Source organism: Streptomyces aureus (genome assembly GCF_001418135.1).
Classification (GTDB): domain Bacteria; phylum Actinomycetota; class Actinomycetes; order Streptomycetales; family Streptomycetaceae; genus Streptomyces; species Streptomyces aureus_A.
Genome location: NZ_LIPQ01000604.1, coordinates 1 through 8349, shown reverse-complemented (window position 1 = coordinate 8349; position 8349 = coordinate 1). Strand labels below are relative to the sequence as shown.

Genomic DNA, 8349 nt, shown 5'->3' with positions numbered 1-8349 from the left:
CGCCCTCAGGCTCGCCGTCCGGCCGGTCGGTGGTGCCGCGGACCGCGCGGCGGAAGGAACCGAACCGGTTCGCCGCACCGGCGGCCGCGCCGGTGCGCGGCCCTTCGGCAGGCGTCTTCGCGGCGGCTTGCGGGCCCTCGGGGTGGGCGGCGGCCATGGCCCGGCCGCGGCGGCGCTGGGGCAGGCCGCTCTCGCCGAACCGCGGGTGCTCGCCGGTGCTCTCGGCCGCGCTGTCGTGCACGGTCTCGGGCTCGGGGGCCGTGGCCGGGGCGCTGGTCGTGGCCGGCGCGGACAGGGCGCGGCCCGAGACCGGCGGCAGAGCGTCGGCCGGCGTGGCCGCCGGCTCCGCGGGCGCGTGGCTGATCAGCTCCTGCGGCAGCATCAGCAGAGCGCCGGTGCCGCCACGCGCGGAGGGACGGAACGACACGGTGAGGCCGTGCTTGCGCGCCAGCCGGCCGACGACCGCGAGGCCGAGGCGGGTGCCGGAGAGACCGGCCAGGTCCTGCGGTGCGGAGCCGACGGCGGCCTCCGCGCGGCGCTGCTGCACGTCGCTCATCACGAGGCCGCTGTCCTCGATGGCGATGATGACGCCGGCCGGGACCTCCTCGACATAGACGTGCACCTCGGCGGTGGGCGGCGAGAAGTTCGCCGCGTTGTCCATGAGTTCGGCCAGGGCGTGCATGACGCCCTCGGCCGCGTGCCCGGCGACGGCCGCGTCGCTGCTGGAGTGCAGCCGCACCCGCTGGTAGCCGCTGATACGGCCCATGGCGCCGCGGAGTATCGACTCCATGACGATGGGGCGGGCCCAGCGCCGGCCGGACCTGGCGCCGCTCAGCACGGCGACGGAGTCGGCGAGCCGGCCCGCCTGCGCGGTGCGGTGGTCGAGGTGGAGCAGGTCGGTGAGGACGTCCTCGTCGGCGTGCCGGTTCTCCATCTCCCGGAGGTCGGCGAGCATGCTCGTCGCGAGGGCCTGCATGCGGCCGGCGGCGTTGGCCGCGGCGGCCATGGCCGCGGACCGTCCGGACTCGGCGCGGCGCAGCCGGGTTTCGAGCCGCGCGGTCTCGGCGGAGTGTTCCCGGACCAGTACGGCGACCTCGGCCGCGTGGGACCGGGCGATCTCCTCGGCCTGGGCCGCCCGCGCCGCTCGGGCGGCGGCGGTCTCCGCGTCGTGGCGGTCCCTGAGGGTGGCCGCCTCGCGCTCGGCGGTGGCCTGGAACCCGGCGAGGTACGCGTCCTTGGAGGCGACTTCGGCGGCGAGGGTCTCGGCCCTCCGGGCGAGGACGCGCGAGGTCCGCCCGTACCAGGTCACGGCGAAGGCCGCGGCGGAGAGCAGCAGGACGCCGCAGGCGGCGAACCAGCCGAGCGGCGCGCGGACTCCGCCCGGTGCCGCGGCGACCGCGGCCGCGGCGAGGGCACCACCCGCGGCGGCGGTCAGCAGCGAGGCGGTCAGGGCAGGACGGAAGGGGGTGGGTGACGCCGACATCAACCAGACTCTCGGGAGCGGGCACACGGGGAAGGGAGTCGCAACGACGGCACTATAGATGTGTTGTTGATCAGTTCGGAACTCTTGTGATCGGATCGGCATTCATGCGAGGGCATATTTTTCCGGTATTGCGCCCAAGAAGGTCCGAACTTGTTGACCCCACAGGAAGTACGGCCCAGTAAACGCTTCCTGACTGTCCCTCGGTTCCGCGCTCCGCCCTACTCACCCCGGCGGGGCGGACGGTGGGGGATTCGCGCGTGGGCCGACACCGTCACCGCGGTCGTCTCCAAGAGGCCACAGCAGCGGCGACGCCGCGATGTGCGGGGAGAAGTGGCCGTCCGGGCGGCCCGGCTCAAGGGGCGAGATGGCAGGATGACGCGGTGTCCGACTCTCTGCATGAACCGTGGCTGCGCGGCATCGCCTTCAATCCGGCGGCGCCTTCCGACGTACTGATACGCCTGGTGGACCCCGCGTCCGGTGGGCCCGGCCTGTCGATGTGCGAAGGCCGCGACCTGCCCGACGCCGTCATCGAGGCGGCCCTCCACCACCCGGCCAGAGAGATCCGTCGCGCCCTCGCCCGCAACGTGTACGTCGACCCGGCGCGGCTCGCCCCCTTGGCGACGGACCCGTCGGGGCTCGTCCGCGGGTGGCTCGCAGCCGGCCCCCGTCACTATCCCCGACGGGTCCGACCGCTGCCGGACGACATCCTCGTGACCCTCCTGACCGCCCGGGACGGGGGCGAGGACGGCATGCTCACCGAGAAGGAGATCAGCGCGGAGCTCGACTCGTCCCGGCAGATCCCGCCGTCCTTCCACCGCTCCATGGCCGACAGCGAGCACCCCGAACTCCGGATACGGGCCACCTATAGGTGGCAGTCGCTCACCCCGGCGCAGCGGGCGGCGCTGCTCGACGATCCGGACCCCTCGGTCCGCCAAGCGGCGCAGGACGGGAGCTGGGAGCTGGACCCGGAGCGGGTGGAGGCCGAGCTGCCGTCCATCGGCTCGCTCAGCAAACCGCACACGCTCGGCACGTGCGCCCTGTCGCCCGCGCTCGTCGAGCAGTGCTTCACGGACGGCACGGTGCAGCCCCTGACGTGGAACCGGCACACCCCTGCCGACGCCGTTGCCCGACTCGCCCGCCACCCCGAGGCCCAGGTCCGCGCGATGGTCGCCGCCCGGCCCGACGTGGGGCCGGAACTGGCAGCGGAGCTGAGAGAGGACCCGGACGAGTACGTGCGGATGCGCGCACGACTCCACCCCTTCCCCCGCACCTGGGCGGAGTACTGGGCGATCCGCCAGGTCATCGGGCACGGTCCGGACTGCACCTGCCCGATCACCGAGCCGGCCCCCGGCCCGTCCCCCGACTGGTTCGCCGCGTGCGCGGCGTCCGAGGAACCGGTGCTCCGCCGGGTAGCGGCGAGCTGGCCCGGCCTGCCGGCGGAACTCGTCGCGACACTCGCGCAGGACGACGACGAGGAGGTACGGATCCGCCTGGCCTGCCACCACCCGCTGGCTCCGCCACACCTCCTCCTGGACGTCTTCGTCACCCGCCCGGCCCACCGTCCGCACCTGTTGACCCTGCCCGGCTTCCCGCGCACCGGCCGCACCCACCTCATCGACCACCCGGATCCCGAGGTACGGGCTCTGGCCGCAGCCGATCCCACCCTGCTCGTGCCCCCGGTGGAAGACCTCGACGAGGCGGTGTGCAGGGCAGCCGCCGCCAATCCGAGCCTGACACCGGAGGCCCTGGAGGCCCTCCTCGCCGACCCCCGCACGGCAGAGGGCGCCGCGGCCAACCCGTCCCTCCCCGTCCCCCGCATGCACGCACTCCTCGACCGCTGCTTGAACGGAGCCGCCACCCCAGCGCCGACAAGCCGACGCGGATCATCGCCCTTGCGGCAGGGCTAGGCCATCCCGATCCGCCGCACCAGGCGACTACGCGACCGTCGTAGCTTGTCGCGCAGTGGCGTTTCGCGGCGATCTCTCCGAGGGCCGGGCTCCGGAAGTGGGCTCAGGAGTCGCCCAGGTCGTCCTGCGCTGGCTCACCCAGCGCGGCGTCGTCGCCATCCCCAAGTCCGTCCGCGCCGAGCGCATGGCCGAGAACTTCGACATCTTCGACTTCGAACTCACCGACGAGCAGATGGCCGCCGTCGCCACGCTCGACACCGGCAACACCCTCTTCTTCGACCACCACGACCCCGCCATGGTCGACTGGCTCGCCAAGCGCCGCGTCGACTGACAGCCCCGGAACCGGCGCGGATGCCCCACCCCTCCAGGGTGTCCGCGCCGGATGCGCACAGGGCCGCACCCGTCACTTCCGCACGAACGGCAGATCCGCCGGTTTCACGTGCTCGCGCGGCCCCGCCGCTCGTAGCACTACGTCCAGCACGCGCGCCGGGTCAGCGGCGTACGCGTGGGAGAACCACGCCATATTGGCTTCCACCACAGCCCACCGATGGCCCGGGCGGTATGTGTCGAGCAGCTGTCCGACGTCCACGACGACGGCGCTCGGCAGGGCGGGCCCGGCTGCGGCGACCAGACGGCCGACGAACTCGGTGATCTCCGCGGCGACGGGCCCCTGCTCGTCGAGCGGGTGTGGGTCGAGTCGGCCGAACACCGCGTACCGACTGCCCGCGGCGATCTGTCCGTCGAGCAGGAACAGCCGGTACTCGGCGGCGAAGGTCACCACATCGGAGAGCAGCACCGGCGTGTCCGGGTCCAGACCGGCGGGCAGCCGGGAACCCTCTGTGTAGACGTCCGCCGGGAAGGACTTGTCCCGCGGCGGCTTGACGAACGTCGGCCGCTCGATCGCCCACGCATCCAGGACGGTCGCCGCGCGGACCTCCCGTCCGGTGAACTCCTCCGGCAGCTCGGCAAGCCAGTCGTCCGCCGGTTCGAGCAGCGCGAACCCCAGCCGCCCGGCCAACCGCGCGCCTGCCACCGGCCCCCCGTACCAGTACGCGGGTCCCGGCGCCGCGGAGACCTCCTCCGCGGCGGCGACCACCATCCCCCGCCCCGCCGCCTCCACGGCCAACAGCTCCATCGTCGACGTCCGCCGCCCAGGCATGACCAGCACCGCAACTCTCCTTCGCGACGTGCAAAGCCGCCAGGCTAGACCTCACCCCGTCCCGGCCGCCTCCGGTTTGCGGCGGCAGCACCGGCGGAGGCGCGTAGGCCCGAGCCGTCGCGGGTCCGCCTCGGTATCCGGTTAGGGTGACACCGGCTTCGAGGCCGACGGCCGACGGTGCCGTTGAGCGGGGAATGCGCCGGGCTCGCGCACTTGGGCCTGTTGCGGAAGTGGATCTTTCTTCACCGTGATCACGGTGTAGCACGAGGGGACGTGGCAGACCGGCGATGAAGCAGGAGCCGAAGGCGTGGTACGGCGTCAGAACCTTCTACCGATGGCTGACCTGGGAGAACCGCCCCTACGAGGAGCGCGTCGTCCTGTTCCGGGCGCGGTCCCTCGACGACGCCCTCGAACTGGCTGAGCGGGAGTCGGCCGAGTATGCAGCGGAGAACGACTTCGAAGTCCTCGACATGATGCAGGCATACCGGATCTCCGAAGTCGACGAGGAGGTGGGCGCGGGTACGGAGGTGTTCTCCAAACTCCATGCGCTCGACCTCACGTCGAACGAGTTTCTCGACCGATACGACTCAGGACCGGCACACACCCAGATCGGTGAGTGATGTCGTTTACGGCGTACGACCGGTTCCGCCCCGGACCCGAGCGGCTCTGACCGTCCGGGCGGGTCCCCCTCAGGACGGGCGGCGGAGCGTGCCGGGGCGCCGACGGCTTGGTGGTGCGCGCGCACGGACGTCGAGTCGACCGAGCTGCCCCGGTCGATCTCGCCGCGTCAGCCTCGGCTTGGATCCGCCGGAGGCCACTCGTGTCAACGGCTCAACTGAGCAGCGGCCACGGCCAGGAGCGCGGGGCGAGTGGTGGGTGATCGCTCGGTCCAAGAGGTGTCCGCTGTCGATCGCCAGGACACTGCCTGAGGGCTGTCCCGTAAAGATCTTTGAGTCGGTGGGCCGTGACCGGCTCCTGCCCGCTCGGCTTGCCTATCGGCCGAGTGCGAGGTTGTGCAGGTGGGCGATTCCGTTCATTCGCGTTCGAGACGCCGAACGGTGGTGCGAGCTGCCGTACCGTCAAGCTGGTGCGCCAGTAAGCCGTGACCGGCATGACCCGGTCCTCCAGCGGCAAGCTCCACAGTCGGCCTCTGCGGACCGCGTCAGCTCCTTCACGCCGCAACTGTGTCAGCAACGTGTCAAGCGCGGGGACTCAACCCAGTGCACGGGGCTGTCCAGGAAGGCTCCGACGCCGCAATCACACCAGACGCCGCAAGATCTTTTCACGGACCGCAGGGCCGGCCTGCGGGCAGTCAGGAGGGACATCGCTGCGGTTCCACAGCCCTGAGCAGACACTCGCGGTCGTCCACGCTGATCAATTCGTCCGGAAGGCTCCCCTCCTCCAGCAACGTGCGCAGGTCGGAAGCGTGTGCGGCGAAGGCAGCCCTGCACCAATCGCGTTCCGGGTGATCGCAGTCATTCCCGAACATCATCACCTGGCGTTCATCGTCGCCGTTGACGGGCAGAGATAGATCCGCGGCAAGGACCAAGAGTTCTACCAGGTCGGACCGCACCGCGATGCCAGGGACAGCTGCCAGGCGGATCAGGAAGGGTAGGACGGCCGGCATCACGGCGCTCACGTGGAAGACGCTGTTCATCAGGACGTTCTCCAGTACCGGCAGAGCCGCGGGGCCGGCTGTCTCATCCAGGAGACTGCGGAGCAGGACCGGGATCCCGGCAGGGCACCCGGGAATCTGCGACCAGTCGACATCCGTGCAGCCCAGCAGCGCGGGGTGGTCGCACGCAGCTCGCTCCATCTGCGGATGCTCGCGGAGGAACCGGGAAACGGCAGCCTCTTTGACCGCCGCATCCATCACGCACATCTCTCTGCCCCTGCCCTCATGACTTCGCCCCGAACGGCGTCCGCGAAACTCTTCCTGGGCCAGGCACCACACGCAAGTGCCGGGCCAGTAACCTCCACCTCCAGCCCTGGGGCAGGGGCGCCCCAGCCCGGCACTGGATTTCGGGACAGCCCTTGGGGCGTGCATCGAAAGTATTTTCTAGGAGATCGTCAGGCTGCCCGGCTACGGTGCGCGCATGGTGAATTTCGTGTTGGTTGCAGGTGCACGGCTCGGGGCGTGGGCGTGGGGTGAGGTGGTGCCGTATCTGCGCGCGGCCGGCCACGGCGTCCATCCGTTGACCCTGTCCGGTCTTGCTGACAAGCAGGGTGTACCGGCGGGGCAAGCGACTCACGTCCAGGACATCGTTGCCGAGGTGGAACGCCAAGGTCTGCGTGACGTAGTCCTGGTGGGTCACAGCTACTCGGGCATCCCGGTAGGTCAGGCCGCGGAGCGGATCGGTGACCGACTGGCCCGCGTGGTATTCGTCGACGCAAGTGTTCCAACTGACGGCGAGTCGTTTGCCTCCGCCTGGCCGGACGGCGGGGCGGCAGTGGAGGCGTCGATCGCCGAGAACGGAGGGTTCTGGCCGCTCGCGCCGGCTGCTCATTACGACGGCGAGGGTCTCACCGATGAGCAGATCGCACGCCTCGTGCGGGGCTCGACGCCTCACCCGGGTGCCACGCTGACCGAGCCCGCTGTGCTGGCGGGGCCGCTCGGTGAACTTCCGGCGACATACATCCTGTGCGTGATGCCGGGGGCCGAGCCTGACGACGCCGAGCCCGACGAAGACGTGGCTGAGCTGCTGAACAGCAAGCGCTGGCGGCTGGTCAAGATGGACACCGGCCATTGGCCGATGTTCTCCCAGCCGCGCGAGCTGGCGCAGATTCTCCTCAATGCTGCCGTGGAGTGAGAGCACCTCCATGCCTGCGGGCTGGTTTCGGACTCGCTTGATGTGTGCTGGTCACCCACTCGCTGCCGGGCTCCAGCCGCGTCCTGATGGGCGCGTCACACCGTGGAATCGACGCTCAGATCCCACACGATCGCACCCTTCGCATCGGCCAGGGACTGGAGCCGGCTGAAGACCCGGTGCCAGGTGCCGTTTCACTGCCATCGGCGGAACAAGGCGTAGACCCTGCACCACGGGCCGTACTCGACGGGCCGGTCCCGTCACGGAACGCCCGTTCGGACCCGGAACCGTAAGGCGTCGATCTCTGCCGCCGGGGCCGGACGGGCGAACGCCCCGCCTTCGTCCCCATCGGCAACAACGGCTCCAACACGGCCCACTGTTCATCAGCGAGATCACCCCGCCCCATGAATGAAGATCATTCACGGGGCAAGATCCACTTTCGACACAGGCCCTGGTCTGCCGCTCCCGGTTCGGGCACCATGAGCCGGTCGGGGCGCCGGGTCGTACGAGCGGCCGGGGGGCCGTTGTTCGGAACCGGGGGAGTGAACGTGGGCAGGTTCAGGCGGGGTGGGCCGACCATCGAGGTGGACGCTCAACGGCGGGTGCGACGCAGCCCGTTGCTCTTCACGGTGCCGATCGTGCTGCTCGTCCTGCTCACGACGGTGCTCGGATGGGAGGCCGCCCGGGCCAACGTGACGGCGGAGGCCCGGGCCGAATGGCCGTGGCGACTGCAGCTGCTCGACATGGAGCCGCTCGGCAGCCTGCTCGCGGTCGCGGCCGGCGCGGTCCTCGCCCGGGCCCAGTACGCCCGCACCGTGCGGCCGATGCTGGGCTGGCGCGCCGACTGGACGACCGGGCACCTCCGGGGCGGCGTACCCGAATGGCAGGTGGGACTGCTCAACGGAGGCTCGCACACCGTCGTGGTCGAGGCCTACGAGTGCCGGGCCGTCCTGCGCGGCGAGGATCCGCAGCACGCCGCCCCGTGGACCGACG

At 71.1% G+C, this 8349-nt stretch carries 6 protein-coding genes and 3 pseudogenes; 5 read left to right on the top strand and 4 right to left on the bottom strand.

Translation table 11 applies throughout. The annotated features are described in order from the left end of the window. Positions 1-1483 (bottom strand): sensor histidine kinase (locus AOK00_RS34855; RefSeq protein WP_063886708.1); only part of this gene is annotated, 1483 nt, incomplete at its 3' end. 380 nt (positions 1484-1863) lie between these two features. On the opposite strand from AOK00_RS34855, the gene AOK00_RS34850 reads away from it, so the two are divergent. Beyond that, positions 1864-3390 carry a hypothetical protein gene (locus tag AOK00_RS34850; RefSeq protein ID WP_055604130.1) on the top strand — a complete coding sequence of 509 codons (1527 nt, stop codon included), beginning with the start codon at positions 1864-1866 and terminating at the stop codon, positions 3388-3390. A gap of 100 nt (positions 3391-3490) precedes the next feature. Further along, positions 3491-3721, top strand: a pseudogene (locus tag AOK00_RS34845) (aldo/keto reductase); the annotation flags it as partial. 72 nt (positions 3722-3793) lie between these two features. Here the strand turns inward: AOK00_RS34845 and AOK00_RS34840 are convergent. Beyond that, positions 3794-4525 (bottom strand): ATP-grasp domain-containing protein, encoded by a 732-nt coding sequence (locus tag AOK00_RS34840; RefSeq protein WP_055604131.1) that lies wholly within the window; start codon positions 4523-4525, stop codon positions 3794-3796. A 311-nt stretch (positions 4526-4836) separates the two neighbouring features. Between AOK00_RS34840 and AOK00_RS34835 the strand changes: the two genes are divergently transcribed. Further along, positions 4837-5169 (top strand): hypothetical protein, encoded by a 333-nt coding sequence (locus tag AOK00_RS34835; RefSeq protein WP_055604128.1) that lies wholly within the window; start codon positions 4837-4839, stop codon positions 5167-5169. Positions 5170-5587: 418 nt separating this feature from the next. Here AOK00_RS34835 and AOK00_RS37925 read toward each other — a convergent pair. Both AOK00_RS37925 and AOK00_RS34830 read right to left on the bottom strand, forming a co-directional pair. Then, positions 5588-5810, bottom strand: a pseudogene (locus tag AOK00_RS37925) (IS5/IS1182 family transposase); the annotation flags it as partial. A 51-nt stretch (positions 5811-5861) separates the two neighbouring features. After that, the gene (locus tag AOK00_RS34830; protein ID WP_055604127.1) at positions 5862-6431 is read right to left on the bottom strand and encodes a hypothetical protein; all 570 of its coding nucleotides are present in this window, start codon (positions 6429-6431) and stop codon (positions 5862-5864) included. Between the two features lie 214 nt (positions 6432-6645). Here AOK00_RS34830 and AOK00_RS34825 point away from each other — a divergent pair, with 214 nt between their 5' ends. Continuing rightward, positions 6646-7359 carry an alpha/beta fold hydrolase gene (locus tag AOK00_RS34825; RefSeq protein ID WP_055604126.1) on the top strand — a complete coding sequence of 238 codons (714 nt, stop codon included), beginning with the start codon at positions 6646-6648 and terminating at the stop codon, positions 7357-7359. Between the two features lie 581 nt (positions 7360-7940). After that, positions 7941-8349, top strand: a pseudogene (locus AOK00_RS34820) (hypothetical protein); the annotation flags it as partial.